Source organism: Pseudomonas sp. MONT-RG-20F-20-E-7-02 (assembly GCF_022662395.1).
Lineage (GTDB): Bacteria > Pseudomonadota > Gammaproteobacteria > Pseudomonadales > Pseudomonadaceae > Aquipseudomonas.
Map to the genome: position 1 here is coordinate 263,298 of NZ_JAKNQN010000003.1, position 12,522 is coordinate 275,819.

The 12,522-nt window shown below is 61.8% G+C and carries 13 protein-coding genes and 1 pseudogene; 8 read left to right on the top strand and 6 right to left on the bottom strand.

The genetic code is table 11. The features are described 5' to 3' along the window. Nucleotides 1-103: 103 nt before the first annotated feature. The 4 genes from L8I05_RS10220 to L8I05_RS10235 all read right to left on the bottom strand — a co-directional run bounded on the left by L8I05_RS10220 (nt 104) and on the right by L8I05_RS10235 (nt 3,473). The gene (locus L8I05_RS10220; protein WP_177016180.1) at nt 104-1,072 is read right to left on the bottom strand and encodes a FecR domain-containing protein; all 969 of its coding nucleotides are present in this window, start codon (nt 1,070-1,072) and stop codon (nt 104-106) included. Further along, complete coding sequence (locus L8I05_RS10225; protein ID WP_177016179.1) at nt 1,069-1,608, bottom strand: sigma-70 family RNA polymerase sigma factor; 540 nt, start codon at nt 1,606-1,608, stop codon at nt 1,069-1,071. Before L8I05_RS10225 ends, L8I05_RS10220 begins: the two co-directional genes overlap by 4 nt. A 181-nt stretch (nt 1,609-1,789) precedes the next feature. Then, a complete protein-coding gene (locus L8I05_RS10230) occupies nt 1,790-2,662 on the bottom strand; it encodes a dihydrodipicolinate synthase family protein (RefSeq protein ID WP_242168715.1) in 873 nt (290 codons plus the stop codon). A gap of 28 nt (nt 2,663-2,690) precedes the next feature. Next, nucleotides 2,691-3,473 (bottom strand): aldolase, encoded by a 783-nt coding sequence (locus L8I05_RS10235; RefSeq protein ID WP_242168717.1) that lies wholly within the window; start codon nt 3,471-3,473, stop codon nt 2,691-2,693. A 159-nt stretch (nt 3,474-3,632) separates the two neighbouring features. Between L8I05_RS10235 and L8I05_RS10240 the strand changes: the two genes are divergently transcribed. Continuing rightward, nucleotides 3,633-4,160 carry an XRE family transcriptional regulator gene (locus L8I05_RS10240; protein WP_197624141.1) on the top strand — a complete coding sequence of 176 codons (528 nt, stop codon included), beginning with the start codon at nt 3,633-3,635 and terminating at the stop codon, nt 4,158-4,160. 80 nt (nt 4,161-4,240) lie between these two features. On the opposite strand, the gene L8I05_RS10245 is transcribed toward L8I05_RS10240, so the two are convergent. After that, entirely contained in the window at nt 4,241-5,257 is a 1,017-nt protein-coding gene (locus L8I05_RS10245) for a DUF4917 family protein (RefSeq protein WP_242168719.1), read from the bottom strand. Between the two features lie 123 nt (nt 5,258-5,380). Here L8I05_RS10245 and yiaY point away from each other — a divergent pair, with 123 nt between their 5' ends. From yiaY to L8I05_RS10275, 6 genes are all read left to right on the top strand, one after another. Then, nucleotides 5,381-6,529, top strand: coding sequence for an L-threonine dehydrogenase (gene yiaY / locus L8I05_RS10250; RefSeq protein ID WP_242168721.1), 1,149 nt, complete (start codon nt 5,381-5,383; stop codon nt 6,527-6,529). A gap of 92 nt (nt 6,530-6,621) precedes the next feature. Further along, complete coding sequence (locus L8I05_RS10255; RefSeq protein ID WP_242168723.1) at nt 6,622-7,296, top strand: NAD(P)H-binding protein; 675 nt, start codon at nt 6,622-6,624, stop codon at nt 7,294-7,296. Continuing rightward, nucleotides 7,296-8,225: a LysR substrate-binding domain-containing protein gene (locus L8I05_RS10260; RefSeq protein ID WP_242168725.1), complete on the top strand. Its 930-nt coding sequence runs from the start codon at nt 7,296-7,298 to the stop codon at nt 8,223-8,225. Before L8I05_RS10255 ends, L8I05_RS10260 begins: the two co-directional genes overlap by 1 nt. Before the next feature lie 68 nt (nt 8,226-8,293). Next, on the top strand, nt 8,294-9,487 hold the full coding sequence (locus L8I05_RS10265; protein ID WP_242168727.1) for a CaiB/BaiF CoA-transferase family protein: 1,194 nt from the start codon (nt 8,294-8,296) through the stop codon (nt 9,485-9,487). Then, nucleotides 9,484-10,425 (top strand): hydroxymethylglutaryl-CoA lyase, encoded by a 942-nt coding sequence (locus L8I05_RS10270; RefSeq protein WP_242168729.1) that lies wholly within the window; start codon nt 9,484-9,486, stop codon nt 10,423-10,425. The genes L8I05_RS10265 and L8I05_RS10270 overlap by 4 nt, the downstream gene beginning before the upstream one ends. A 59-nt stretch (nt 10,426-10,484) precedes the next feature. Then, nucleotides 10,485-11,816, top strand: coding sequence for an MFS transporter (locus L8I05_RS10275; protein WP_242168731.1), 1,332 nt, complete (start codon nt 10,485-10,487; stop codon nt 11,814-11,816). On the opposite strand, the gene L8I05_RS10280 is transcribed toward L8I05_RS10275, so the two are convergent. Next, nucleotides 11,817-12,164 carry a DMT family transporter gene (locus tag L8I05_RS10280; protein WP_242168733.1) on the bottom strand — a complete coding sequence of 116 codons (348 nt, stop codon included), beginning with the start codon at nt 12,162-12,164 and terminating at the stop codon, nt 11,817-11,819. A 77-nt stretch (nt 12,165-12,241) separates the two neighbouring features. On the opposite strand from L8I05_RS10280, the pseudogene L8I05_RS10285 reads away from it, so the two are divergent. After that, nucleotides 12,242-12,508: pseudogene (locus L8I05_RS10285) on the top strand (LysR family transcriptional regulator); the annotation flags it as partial. Between the last annotated feature and the right edge of the window lie 14 nt (nt 12,509-12,522).

Genomic DNA, 12,522 nt, shown 5'->3' on the forward strand with positions numbered 1-12,522 from the left:
CCGAAAAGGTGTGCGTATCAAACACAGTCGGGAGGAAGACGGGGCAGGCCAAAAAATCCACACATGCGAATGCAAAATATTCTCAAGTGAGCGCCTGACGCTATTATTTGCTCGGTTCGATTCTGACAACGCCATCGGCTGAGGCCACGGTTTTCACCGGTAGCAGGGCAGGCAGGGCGTTGAGCAGGGCGTCCGGATCATTCACATCGAGGTTGCCCGAGACCTTCAATTGCGCCACGGACTTGCTGACTTGCAGCGGTGCCTGGGGCCGGTAGAGGCTCAGCTCATCGATCAGGCTGGCCAGGTCGCGGTTGCGAAAGGACAGGTGCCCGCTGCGCCAATCCGCCACTTCTTCAGCCGTGAGTGTCTGGTGTTGCACGGTGCCCTTGGCGTAGCTGTAGGTGGCGCGTTGTTGGGCGCCGAGCAAGGTCACCGGGCTTTTGGCGTCCGGCTCGAAGGCGACCTGGCCATGGGCCACGCTGACCACCAGTTGCTGCTGGCTGCGGCGCACATCGAAACCGGTGCCGACCACGCGCACGTTGGCCTCGCCGGCTTGCACATACAGCGGGCGCTCCTTGTCGGCGGCGACTTCGATGTACAGCTGGCCCTTGTCCAGATGAAGGATGCGTTGATGGGCGCTGAATTCCACCCGCACGCGCGTATTGGCATTCACGTACAACGTGCTGCCATCGGGCAGGTTTAACGTACGCATGCCTTTGGCATGCGCGGCGATCTGGCTGTGGTAGAGCTCGCGAGGCGCACCGATGTGCGTGGCCAACAGCGCACAGACCAGCGCAGCAGCCACAGCCAGGGCAGGGCGCCAGGCCGAGGGTTTGCGCTTGGGCAGCGGCAGCGGTTTGTTCAATTGCTGCAACTGGCCAAGGTCGGCCCATAGTTGTTCGAACTCGGCATAGGCGCGGGCATGTGCAGGCTCGGCCTGCCAGGCGGCAAAGGCCTTGCGGTCGGCTCGCCCCGCTTCGCTACGGTTGCGGGCAAACCAGCTGGCGGCTTGGGCATCGATGGAGTCGCTCGCTTCGATGTCCAGGGCGTCGATGTCGCTCAGGCGGTTCATTCTGGCTGCTCCGTGCCGGGTTCTTGTTGAAGGCGTCGCTTGCAATGCAGCAGGGCAAAAGCGATGTGCTTTTCCACCATGCTGGTCGAAATGCCCATGCGCTCGGCGATCTGCGCCTGGCTCAGGCCTTCGAAGCGGTGCAGCATAAGGGCTTCTCGCCTGCGGGGCGAGAGTTCGGCGAGGACTTCTTTCAACTGTTCCAGGCGTTGCAAGCGCTGCGCGGCGGCCATGGGCTCGTTTTGCTCATCGGTGACCGGCTCGGCGTCCCTTTCGGCCGGGTCAAGGTGGACGGTCTGCCGTACCTTCTGTTTACGCCAGTGATCGCGCAACAGGTTGCGCGCCATCTGGAACAGAAACGCCCGTGGCTGCTCGACCTTGGCCCGGTCGCGGTAATCCAGCCATTGGGCAAAGACATCCTGGGTCATGTCCGCCGCGTCGCTGGCGTTGTCCGTGCGTTTGCGCAGGAAATACAGAATATCTGCATAAAACCCGCGAAAGGCATCGGCCGACAACGGGTCGGGCTTGGGACGAGACATGGATATCCTTCTTGACGAAGCACGACGTAGAAAAGTCGCGAATGATATCGAGAACTATTGTCATTTGTCTCTATGTAAAGCGTGCACCCAATCAAATGTGGGAGCTGGCTTGCCTGCGATGGCGATGGTGACTGCACCACCGCTATCGCAGGCAAGCCAGCTCCCACAGGAGGCCACGCCTCTAGCGCAGCAATGTCCTTAGTTGCTCAATCCCCGCTTCACCCAACGGGAACACCGGCAAGCGTGGATCACCCGCTTCCAACCCGGTCAAACGCAACCCAGCCTTGATCGTCGCCGGCAAACCACCCTTGAGGATGAATTCCAGCAGCGGCAATTGGCGATAGAACAGTTCCCGCGCCAGCGTCAGGTCATTGGCCAGCACCGCGTCATACAGCGCCAGGTTGAGCTGCGCGATCAAGTTCGGCGCCGCCGTGCACCAACCCTTGGCGCCGGCCGCGAAGGCTTCCAGGGCCAGCGGGTTGCAGCCGTTGTAGAACGGCACGTCGCTGTGGCGATGCAACTGGTGCATGCGCTGAATATCCCCGGTGCTCTCCTTGACCATGGTCACGTTCGCCACCTGCTTGACGATGCGCAGGATCAAGTCCACCGACATGTCGGTGCCGCTGGTGGCCGGGTTGTTGTAAAGCATGATTGGCACGCCAATGCTGTCGCCAATCGCGGCATAGTGGGCGAGGATTTCCGCCTCGCTGAGTTTCCAATAGGACGCGGGCAACACCATCACCACATCGGCGCCATTGGCCTCGGCGTAACGCGCACGGCGCACGGCCTTGGCGGTGGTCAGGTCGGACACGCTGACAATCGTCGGCACGCGCCTGGCGATTTTTGCCAGGCTGTAGGCGCTGACTTCATCCCACTCGGCATCGCTCAAATACGCACCTTCGCCCGTGCTGCCCAAGGGCGCGATGGCGTGCACGCCGCTGTCGATCAAGCGGTCGATGGAGCGGCCGAGGGCGTCGAGGTTGATGCGCTGGCCGTCGGCGCTGAATGGGGTGATGGTGTAGCCGATGATGCCGTGAATAGTTGGGTTGGACATAAAGGAGTCTCCGCTCGGAATAGGGCAATCAGTTCAGGCAATCGGCGTGGTGTCTCAGGTTCTGCCGGGCGTAGTAGTTGAACGCGGCGCCGTGGCGCTTGGGCTTGGAGATCCAGTCATGCGCCTCGCGGCCCAGTTCCGGCAGGATCGGCTTGATCGTCCCGGCTGCCATCGCCAGCAACTGCAACTTGGCCGCGCGCTCGATCAACTGCGCGATCACGCAGGCTTCTTCGATGCTCGCCCCGGTGGACAGCTGGCCGTGGTGCGAGAGCAGGATCGCGCGTTTGTCGCCCAGCGCCGTGGTGATGATTTCACCTTCTTCGTTGCCCACCGGAACCCCCGGCCAGGCCTCCAGAAATGAACAGTCTTCATACAGCGGGCAGAGGTCCATGTGCGACACCTGCAGCGGCACTTCGAGCATCGACAGCGCGGCTATATGCGTGGGATGCGTATGGATGATGCAGTTCACATCCGGCCGCCCACGGTACACCCAGGTGTGAAACCGGTTGGCCGGGTTGGGAATGCCGTGGCCTTCCAGCACTTCAAGATCCTCGTTGACCAGCAGCAGGTTGCTGGCGGTGATCTCATCAAAACCCAGGCCCAGTTGCTGAGTGTAATAGGTGCCGGGCATGGGCCCGCGCGCGGTGATTTGCCCGGCCAGGCCGGAGTCGTGGCCGTGTTCGAACAGTATGCGACACGTGAGCGCCAGCTTTTGCCGGTCGGTCCACGTATTATCCGCCAGGGTGTTTTGCATCTGCATCAGTGCTTGCTTGACCAGTTGGTCTTTGGGGAGTGCTAATGTCTTGGCCATATCGGTGTCCTTTGGGTGATGCATGGACGTCGGGTTTGCTGCTCTCCCGCTGCTCGCAAGGTTGTTGGGTGAACGCAAATGACACTAAAGATGCTATATGACACTTTGTGTCATTGGCAAGTGAAGCGCTGGCTTTTCTGCATGGATTAATCGCAGCACATGTCTATCCGTTTGAAATTACTGAGAAAAAAACTTGGCGTAACCCTGGAGTCCCTGGCTGAAAAATCCGGGATGACCAAGAGTTATCTGTCCAAGGTCGAACGCGGGCTCAACACGCCGTCAATTGCCGCCGCGTTGAAACTGGCCAAGGCGTTGAACGTGAAGGTTGAAGAACTGTTCAGCGAAGACAACGTCAGCCTCGACAGCTACAGCCTGGTGCGCAGCCACGAGCGGCCCGACACCGCGCCGGGTTATGCGGTGCTGGCCCATCAGGTCAGTGAGCGCAGCCTGCTGCCGTTCATCATCTACCCGCCGGCGGAGTTCACCGACAAGACGTTCAAGGAGCACGTGGGAGAGGAGTTTCTGTTCGTGCATGAAGGCCAGGTGGAGGTGGATTTCATGAGCGAACGGGTAATCCTGAATCGGGGTGATGCGCTGCACTTCAATGCGCAAAAGCCCCACCGAATTCGCTCGGTGGGCGAGGTGCAGGCGCAGTTGTTGGTGGTGGTGCACAGCTCAGAAGAGTGAGTGCAATTGCTATTTGAAATGCAATCAATATGGGAGCTGGCAAGCCAGCTCCCATATTTTGATCTTCTTTGTTCGGGGGATCAGCGCTCGACCGGCACCGAGAGCGCCGAATTACCCAACGGATGCGTGCGCGCCGCAAAGAACTTCAACGTCACGCCGCTGCCCTCGAACAGCTCCGAATACCGGCGCTTCTGCTGGCGAATAAACCCATCGCTGCGCCCCGACACCGAGATCGCCAGCGTCGTCAGTTTGGCCTGGCGCAACGCATCCACCAGGTGCTTATCCTGCGGCCCAAGGTCATGGCCGAAGATGCACAGCGCACCCTCATGGCTGAGCAACTGCTCATAACAGAACGACAAATAGTCCGAGCTGCGGATGGTCTTGAGCTTCTCTTCCACCTTGCCTTCGCTGACAAACAGCGGCACGTCGTCCAACGTCTTGATCGTGTTATTGATCGCAAAACTGCTGAGCAAGGTGCTGTCGGTGGACGGCAATTTACGCGCGGTGCCGTCGAGGTTGCGCACCAAGTGCAGGCCGCCGTGCAGGTAGAGGATGCGCGTGGCGTCGGTGTGCGTGTTGCGCAGGTCGAAGCTGGCGTCGGCGCTGCCAAACAGGTCGTCGATGCCTGGCGTGTGCAGGATCGCCCAATAGTTGAGCAGGTCGTAATTGCTGGTGAAAACGGTGGGGTAGCGGACCAGCTCGGCGTTGATCGTCGCCAGCGTCGAGGGTTGCACCAGCCGCCACGGAATGTGCACGGCGTGGATGGTGTTGATCAACGCTTCCTTGATCGCGTAATAGCGGTTGCGCGGTGCCGCCGAGCTGACCGCCAGGGCCTTGTTGACCCGGCTGGTGGTTTTCAAGGCGCCCAACGCCTGCTCGAAGCTGCGGGTTTGCAGGGCGTCGAACACACTCAGCTCGGACGGGCTGAGGGGTTTTTCTTCGACGGTGCGCGCGTTTTCGAACAGCGAATCGTAGGCAAAGTCTTCCCAAATCGTGCGGCTTGCGCCGTTGCCGATCAGAATCCCACTGAAGTCGATGGCGCTGCGCAGCGCGCTCCAGTCTTCAAGGTGGGCGTCAATATCCTGGAAATCCTTCATTGCGGCGGGTCTACTCGAATTCGGCTGGGTGGTGACTTTATCACGAGCGGGCGTTGATCCTGATCAACATGCCGCAGGCAAGTCAGGTTGATCCTGTAGGCATAACGCCTCTGAGGATTGACCATGAGCAGCACCTTTTTCATTCCCGCCGTCAACATCATGGGCACCGACTGCCTCGACGAAGCCATGATCGCCATCCGCAACTACGGCTTTCGCAAGGCGCTGATCGTCACCGACGTGGGCCTGGCCAAGGCGGGCGTGGCCAGCATGATCGCCGAGAAACTGGCGATGCAGGACATCGACTCGGTGATCTACGACGGCGCCAAGCCCAACCCCAATGTCGAAAACGTCGAGAACGGCCTGGCGCTGTTGCAGCGCAGTGCCTGCGATTTCGTGGTGTCTTTGGGCGGCGGCTCGCCCCATGACTGCGCCAAGGGCATCGCGTTGTGCGCCACCAATGGCGGGCATATCGGCGACTACGAAGGCGTCGATCAGTCGAGCAAGCCGCAGCTGCCACTGGTGGCCATCAACACCACCGCCGGCACGGCCAGCGAGATGACGCGCTTTTGCATCATCACTGACGAAACCCGCCACGTGAAAATGGCCATCGTCGACCGCAACGTCACGCCGCTGCTGTCGGTCAACGACCCGGCGCTGATGGTCGGCATGCCCAAGGGCCTCACCGCCGCCACCGGCATGGACGCGCTGACTCACGCCATCGAAGCCTACGTGTCCACCGCCGCCAACCCGATTACCGACGCCTGCGCCATCAAGGCCATCGAGCTGATCAGCGCCAACCTGCGCCTGGCGGTACGCGATGGCAGCGACAAGGCCGCGCGGGAAAACATGGCGTATGCGCAATTCCTCGCCGGCATGGCCTTCAATAACGCGTCCCTGGGCTTTGTGCACGCCATGGCCCACCAACTCGGCGGCCTTTACGACCTGCCACACGGCGTGTGCAACGCAGTGTTGCTACCCCATGTGCAAAGTTTCAACGCCAGTGTGTGCGCCAAGCGCTTGAGTGACGTGGCGCGCGCATTGGGAGCCGACATCAAGGGTATTACCCCGGAAGAGGGCGCCCAGGCCGCCATCGCCGCGATTCGCACCTTGGCCCTCGACGTTGAGATCCCGGCCGGCTTGCGCGAATTGGGCGCCAAGTTGCAGGACATTCCGCTGCTGGCCACCAATGCGTTGAAGGATGCGTGCGGCCTGACCAACCCACGGCGGGCGGATCAACGCCAGATCGAGGAGATCTTTCGCAACGCTTTCTAAAGGGGGCAGTCGCACGCTGCAAGCGGTAAGCTACAAGCTGAACGGCATTTAACTAGAGCATGAAGCTTGCGGCTTGCCGCTGAGGTCCCCCCATGAGAGTTCTGTTATTCGGCGCCACCGGCATGGTCGGCCAGGGCGTGCTGCGCGAGTGCCTGTTGGCCGCTGACGTGCAGGAAGTCGTGGCGGTCGGCCGTACGGCCTTGACCCAGGAACACGGCAAGCTGCACCAGGTGCTGCACAGCGACATGCTGGATTTCCAGCCGCTGGAAAACCTGCTGCAAGGCTTTGATGCGTGCTTCTTCTGCCTCGGCGTTTCGTCGGCGGGCATGAATGAAACCAAGTACACCCACCTCACCTATGACCTGACCTTGGTCGCGGCCAGCACGTTGGCGCGGCTCAACCCACAGATGACGTTCATCTACGTATCCGGCGCCGGCACCGACAGCTCCGAGGCGGGCAGGTCGATGTGGGCGCGGGTCAAGGGCAAGACCGAAAACGCTTTGCTGCGCCTGCCGTTCAAGGCGGTGTATCTGTTCCGGCCCGGGGTGATTCAGCCGTTGCATGGCGTGCGCTCGAAAACGCCGTTGTACCAATCCTTCTATTCCGTACTCGGGCCGCTGCTCACGTTTGTGCGTCGGCTCAAACCCGGCTGGGTGGTGAGCACCGAGACCGTCGGCCAGGCAATGCTGGCAGCCGTGCGCCATGGCGCGCCGCAGGCGGTGGTGGAGCAGGCCGAGATCAATCGACTGGCCGCCGAGCGCAGCTGATGTTGCACAAAAGCCTGGTGCGTCGCCTCGACCTGATCACGCTGCAGCTGTTCGTGGCAGTGTTCGAGGAAGGCACGCTGACCCGCGCCGCCGCCCGCGAAGCGATTGCGGTGTCGGCGGCGAGCAAGCGCCTGATGGAGCTGGAACAGGTGCTGGGCGTGAGCCTGTTCGTGCGCCGGGCCAAGGGCATGGACCTCACCGCTGCGGGTGAAACCCTGTTGCACCATGCGCGGCAGATGCTGTTCAACGTCGAGAAAATGGGCCTGGAGCTGGGTGAGCACAGCCATGGCGTGCGCGGTTATGTGCGCATGCTGGCCAACCTGTCGGCGATCATTCAATTCCTTCCGGAAGACCTGCGGGATTTTTCCGCGCTGCATCCCGAAGTCAAAACCGATCTGGAAGAGCGCCCCAGCAACGGCGTGGTGCAGGGCGTGCTGGATGGCGTGGCCGACCTGGGTATCTGCTCCAGCGACACCGACACCAAAGGCCTGCCCAGCGTGACCTATCGCCACGACAAGCTGGTGGTGCTGATGCCGGCGGATCACCCGTTGGCCAGCCGCCACACCCTGGCCTTCGCCGAAACCCTCGACAGCGACTACGTCGGCCTGCATGCCGCCAGCTCGATCAACATGCGCACCCACGCCGCCGCGCGCGAGGCGGGCAAGATGCTGCGCCTGCGCATCCATGTGCCGGGGTTTGATGCGATGTGCCGCATGGTCCAGGCGAATATGGGCATCGGTATCCTGCCGCAAAAAGCCTATGAACTGTTCGGCCACGCGCTGGGGTTACACGCGGTGCCGCTGACAGATGCGTGGTCAGATCGCCGTTTGATTCTGGTGGTGCGTGATGAAGCGCAATTGTCGCCGGTCAGCCGGCTACTGTTCGATTACCTGAGTGTTCGCGTTTCGCGAACGCTCCTTGCCAACTGACGGTTGGATTTCTGCTCTTTCAGTCCTCTAGTCTTGGCCACACATTCCAAGGATAAGAGGCACACCCCATGACGGCTCCATTGAGCGGTATCAAGGTGGTTGAGATCGGCACCCTGATTGCCGCGCCGTTCGCCGCCCGGATGATGGCCGAGTTTGGCGCCGAGGTGATCAAGATCGAAGCCATGGGCCAGGGCGATCCACTTCGCAAATGGCGAAAGCTGCACGAAGGCACTTCACTGTGGTGGTACCTGCAATCGCGCAACAAAAAGTCGCTGGCCCTGGACCTGAAGTCGTCGCAAGGCCTGGGCTTGATCAAGCAACTGCTGGGCGACGCCGACGTGCTGATCGAAAACCTGCGCCCCGGCGGCCTGGAAAAACTCGGCCTGGGCTGGGATGTGCTGCACGCACTCAACCCCAAGCTGACCCTGGTGCGTATCTCCGGCTACGGCCAGACCGGCCCTTACCGTGATCGCCCAGGCTTCGGTGCCATCGGCGAGGCCATGGGCGGCATTCGCTACACCACCGGCAACCCGGATTCGCCACCGGCGCGGGTCGGCGTAAGCCTGGGCGATTCCCTGGCGTCACTGCACGGCGTGATCGGTGCGCTGATGTCGCTGCTGCGGGTCAAGACCGGGCAGGGCGACGGGCAGATAGTCGATGTGTCCCTGGCCGAAAGCGTGTTCAACCTGATGGAAAGCCTGGTGCCCGAATACGACATGCTCGGCCATGTGCGTGAGCGCAGCGGTGGCGCCTTGCCCGGCATCGCACCGTCCAACACTTACCTGACCGCCGATGGCGCCTACGTGGTCATTGCCGGTAACAGCGACCCGATCTACAAGCGTCTGATGATGACCATCGGCCGCGCCGACCTGGCCGAAGCGCCGGAGTTTGCCCACAACGATGGCCGCGCGGCGAAAAGTGGCTTGCTGGATGCGGCGATCACCCACTGGACCAGCAGCCTGCCCATCGACCAGGTGCTCGCCGCCCTGGAAGCCGCCGAAGTGCCTGCCGGGCGCATCTACTCGGTGGCCGATATCGTCAGCGACCCGCACTACCAGGCGCGTGACATGCTGCTCAATGCCGAGCTGCCCGGTGGTGTGTCGGTGAAAATGCCCGGCATCGTGCCCAAGCTCTCCGAAACCCCTGGCGCAGTGAACTGGCAAGGCCCGGCACTGGGCCAACACACCGACGACATCCTCACTGGCCTTGGGTTGACCGAGGCTGATATCCAACGCCTGAAAACCTCGGGAGTGGTGCAATGATCACTGACTATTGCGACCCGCTGATCGTGCAGGAAGTGTCCCCGCGCGATGGCCTGCAAATCGAACCGACCTGGGTAGAAACCGCCGACAAGATCACGCTGATCAACGAACTGTCCCTGGCGGGTTTTTCGCGAATCGAGGCGGGTTCGTTCGTCTCGCCTAAGGCGATTCCGGCGTTGCGCGATGGCGAACACGTGTTCCAGGGCATCGCGCGCAAGCCCGGTGTGATCTATGTGGCGTTGATCCCCAACCTCAAGGGCGCCCAGCGCGCCGTCGAGTCCCGCGCCGATGAGCTGAACCTGGTGATGTCCGCCAGCCAGACCCACAACCTGGCGAATATGCGCATGCGTTGCGAGGCGTCATTGGCGGCGTTTGAAGACATCGTCAGCTTCGCCAGCGACTACCCGGTGCGCCTCAACGGCAGCATCGCCACCACCTTCGGCTGCCCGTTCGAAGGCAAGATTGATGAAGACCGCGTGCTGCAAATCGTCGATGCCTACCGCCAGTTGGGCATTCAGGGCATCACCCTGGCCGACACCACCGGCATGGCCAACCCGCGCCAGGTTGAACGCCTGGTCACGCGTGTATTGCAGCATGTGCCTGCCAGCGATCTGACCCTGCATTTTCACAACACCCGCGGCCTGGGCTTGTGCAATGTGCTGGCGGCCTACGAGGCCGGCGCCCGGCGTTTTGATGCGGCCTTAGGCGGCCTCGGTGGTTGCCCGTTTGCGCCGGGAGCCTCGGGCAATATCTGCACTGAAGATCTGGTCAACCTGTGCGACGAGGTCGGGATTCACACCGGCATCGATCTGCCGCACCTGTTGCATATGTCTCGCCGACTGCCGGCGCTGCTTGGCCATGACCTGCCTGGCCAGGTCGCCAAGGCCGGGCGCAATAGCGACCTGCATCCGCCGCCCGGCTACATCGCCACGCTGTAACGCCACACCAGACAACAAAAACAATCGGGCGCCGTTGAGCAGCCCGCTGGAGAGAAAGCATGAGCACTAATACGTTGGAGGCGGGCCTGCGCCCGGCCGCTGAGATCGATGCCGAAAAAGCCCTGGTCAGCAAGGTCGCCTGGCGCCTGATGCCACTGATCATGGTGTGCTACCTGTTCGCGTTTTTTGACCGCATCAACATCAGCTTCGCCAAGTTCCAGCTGCAAACCGATTTGAGCCTGAGCGACACCGCTTACGGCCTGGGCGCAGGTTTGTTCGTGGTGGGTTATGTGATTTTCGAGGTGCCGAGCAACATGATGCTGTACAAGGTCGGCGCGCGCCGCTGGATCGCGCGGATCATGATGTCGTGGGGCCTGGCCACGGCGGCGATGGTATTTGTCACCGCCGAATGGCAGTTCTACGGCCTGCGTTTCATCATTGGTGCGATGGAGGCGGGGTTTGCGCCGGGCGTGCTGTATTACCTGACGTTGTGGTTCCCGCAGCACTTCCGTGGGCGCATCACCTCGCTGCTGTTCCTGGCGTCCGCTTTCGCGGGGTTGGTCGGCGCGCCGTTCTCCGGCCTGGTGTTGGAGCATCTCGACGGCGTGCTGCAAATGCGCGGCTGGCATTGGTTGTTTCTGCTCGGCGGCTTGCCGTGCATCGGCCTGGGCTTTCTGGTGCTGACGTTGCTCAAGGACCGAATTGAAGACGCACAGTGGCTGACACCGGCGGAAAAGACCTTGCTGTCGAGCCGAATCGCCAAGCATGAGCCGAACTCACACGGTGGTTCGCTGCTGTCGGCGATCCGCATTCCTGGCTTCTTGATGCTCGGGTTTATCTACTTCCTGATCCAGGTCGCGTCTTACGGCCTCAACTTCTGGGCGCCACAATTGATCCGCAGCGCCGGCACCCAAAGCCCGGTGATGATCGGCTTGCTCACTGCGATCCCCTATGTGTGCGGCGCAATCAGCATGGTGGTGATCGGGCGGCTGTCGGACGCCACCGGCGAACGGCGCAAGTTTGTCTGCGGCCTGGTGGTGTTGGGTGCGGTGGGCTTCTTCTGCGCCGGGATTTTTGCCGACCACACCACTTTCCTGATCATCGCCCTGGGCATGTTGGGCGCGGGCATCATCGCCTCGATCCCGACCTTCTGGACCTTGCCGCCCAAACTGCTGGCAGGCGCTGGTGCCGGTGCCGCCGGTGGCATCGCGGTGATCAACACATTGGGGCAGTTCGGCGGCATTGTCAGCCCGGTGATGGTGGGGCGCATCAAAGACCTCACTGGCAGCACCACCCCGGCGCTGTACGTGATTGGCGTGTGCGCGCTGTTGGCGGCGGCGCTGCTGTTGTGGGGCTTGCCGCAAAAATTGCGCACGCTGGACAAGGGCTGATCAGCCCGCCGTCGCCCACGCTCGGGCAGGCGCGCTGCTGAACTGAATCAACACCACGCCGCCCATCAATAACAACGCCCCAGTACGCGGGGCGTTGTCAGTTGGCGCTCCACCGGCCCACATCCACAGTGGCGCTTTAGTGATAAACGCCAGGCTCGGCAGCGGTAGACGCATCGCCAGAATCACCGGCAGCAGCACGATAATGTTCACCAGCAGTGAGGCCAGGGTGGCCCACAACGGATGGCCGAGCCCGCGCCCGAGGTTGGCGTTGATCGCGCTTTGAAACGGCACCACGGCGCCGGCGATAACCGCCAGCGCCAATAAACCCACCCAGTGCAGCGTCGTCATGGCAACTCTCCCAGAGGTTTTGCTGGACTCTGGGCTATTCGTCGCGAAAATTTAAATTCCAGACTCTTATACTGAGCATGCAGATGATGAATGATCTGCGTCGCATCGACCTCAACCTGCCGGTGATTCTGGATGCCTTGCTCAGCGAGCAGCATGTCACCCGTGCGGCTGAGCGTCTGCACTTGAGCCAGCCGGCCGTCAGCCATGCGTTGACGCGCTTGCGGGACTTACTGAATGACCCTTTGCTGGTGCGCCAGGGCGGCGCCTTGGTGCCTACTGTGCGCGCGTTGGAATTGGCGGCGCCACTGACGGAAGCCCTGGCCCAGGTGCAGGCTGTAGTGTCCGACGATCATTGATA

Excerpts from the sequence above, each read along its gene's own strand:
- L8I05_RS10220 (WP_177016180.1), bottom strand. The coding sequence starts at position 1,072 with ATGAACCGCCTGAGCGACATCGACGCCCTGGACATCGAAGCGAGCGAC.
- L8I05_RS10225 (WP_177016179.1), bottom strand. The coding sequence starts at position 1,608 with ATGTCTCGTCCCAAGCCCGACCCGTTGTCGGCCGATGCCTTTCGCGGG.
- L8I05_RS10230 (WP_242168715.1), bottom strand. The coding sequence starts at position 2,662 with ATGTCCAACCCAACTATTCACGGCATCATCGGCTACACCATCACCCCA.
- L8I05_RS10235 (WP_242168717.1), bottom strand. The coding sequence starts at position 3,473 with ATGGCCAAGACATTAGCACTCCCCAAAGACCAACTGGTCAAGCAAGCA.
- L8I05_RS10240 (WP_197624141.1), top strand. The coding sequence starts at position 3,633 with ATGTCTATCCGTTTGAAATTACTGAGAAAAAAACTTGGCGTAACCCTG.
- L8I05_RS10245 (WP_242168719.1), bottom strand. The coding sequence starts at position 5,257 with ATGAAGGATTTCCAGGATATTGACGCCCACCTTGAAGACTGGAGCGCG.
- yiaY (WP_242168721.1), top strand. The coding sequence starts at position 5,381 with ATGAGCAGCACCTTTTTCATTCCCGCCGTCAACATCATGGGCACCGAC.
- L8I05_RS10255 (WP_242168723.1), top strand. The coding sequence starts at position 6,622 with ATGAGAGTTCTGTTATTCGGCGCCACCGGCATGGTCGGCCAGGGCGTG.
- L8I05_RS10260 (WP_242168725.1), top strand. The coding sequence starts at position 7,296 with ATGTTGCACAAAAGCCTGGTGCGTCGCCTCGACCTGATCACGCTGCAG.
- L8I05_RS10265 (WP_242168727.1), top strand. The coding sequence starts at position 8,294 with ATGACGGCTCCATTGAGCGGTATCAAGGTGGTTGAGATCGGCACCCTG.
- L8I05_RS10270 (WP_242168729.1), top strand. The coding sequence starts at position 9,484 with ATGATCACTGACTATTGCGACCCGCTGATCGTGCAGGAAGTGTCCCCG.
- L8I05_RS10275 (WP_242168731.1), top strand. The coding sequence starts at position 10,485 with ATGAGCACTAATACGTTGGAGGCGGGCCTGCGCCCGGCCGCTGAGATC.
- L8I05_RS10280 (WP_242168733.1), bottom strand. The coding sequence starts at position 12,164 with ATGACGACGCTGCACTGGGTGGGTTTATTGGCGCTGGCGGTTATCGCC.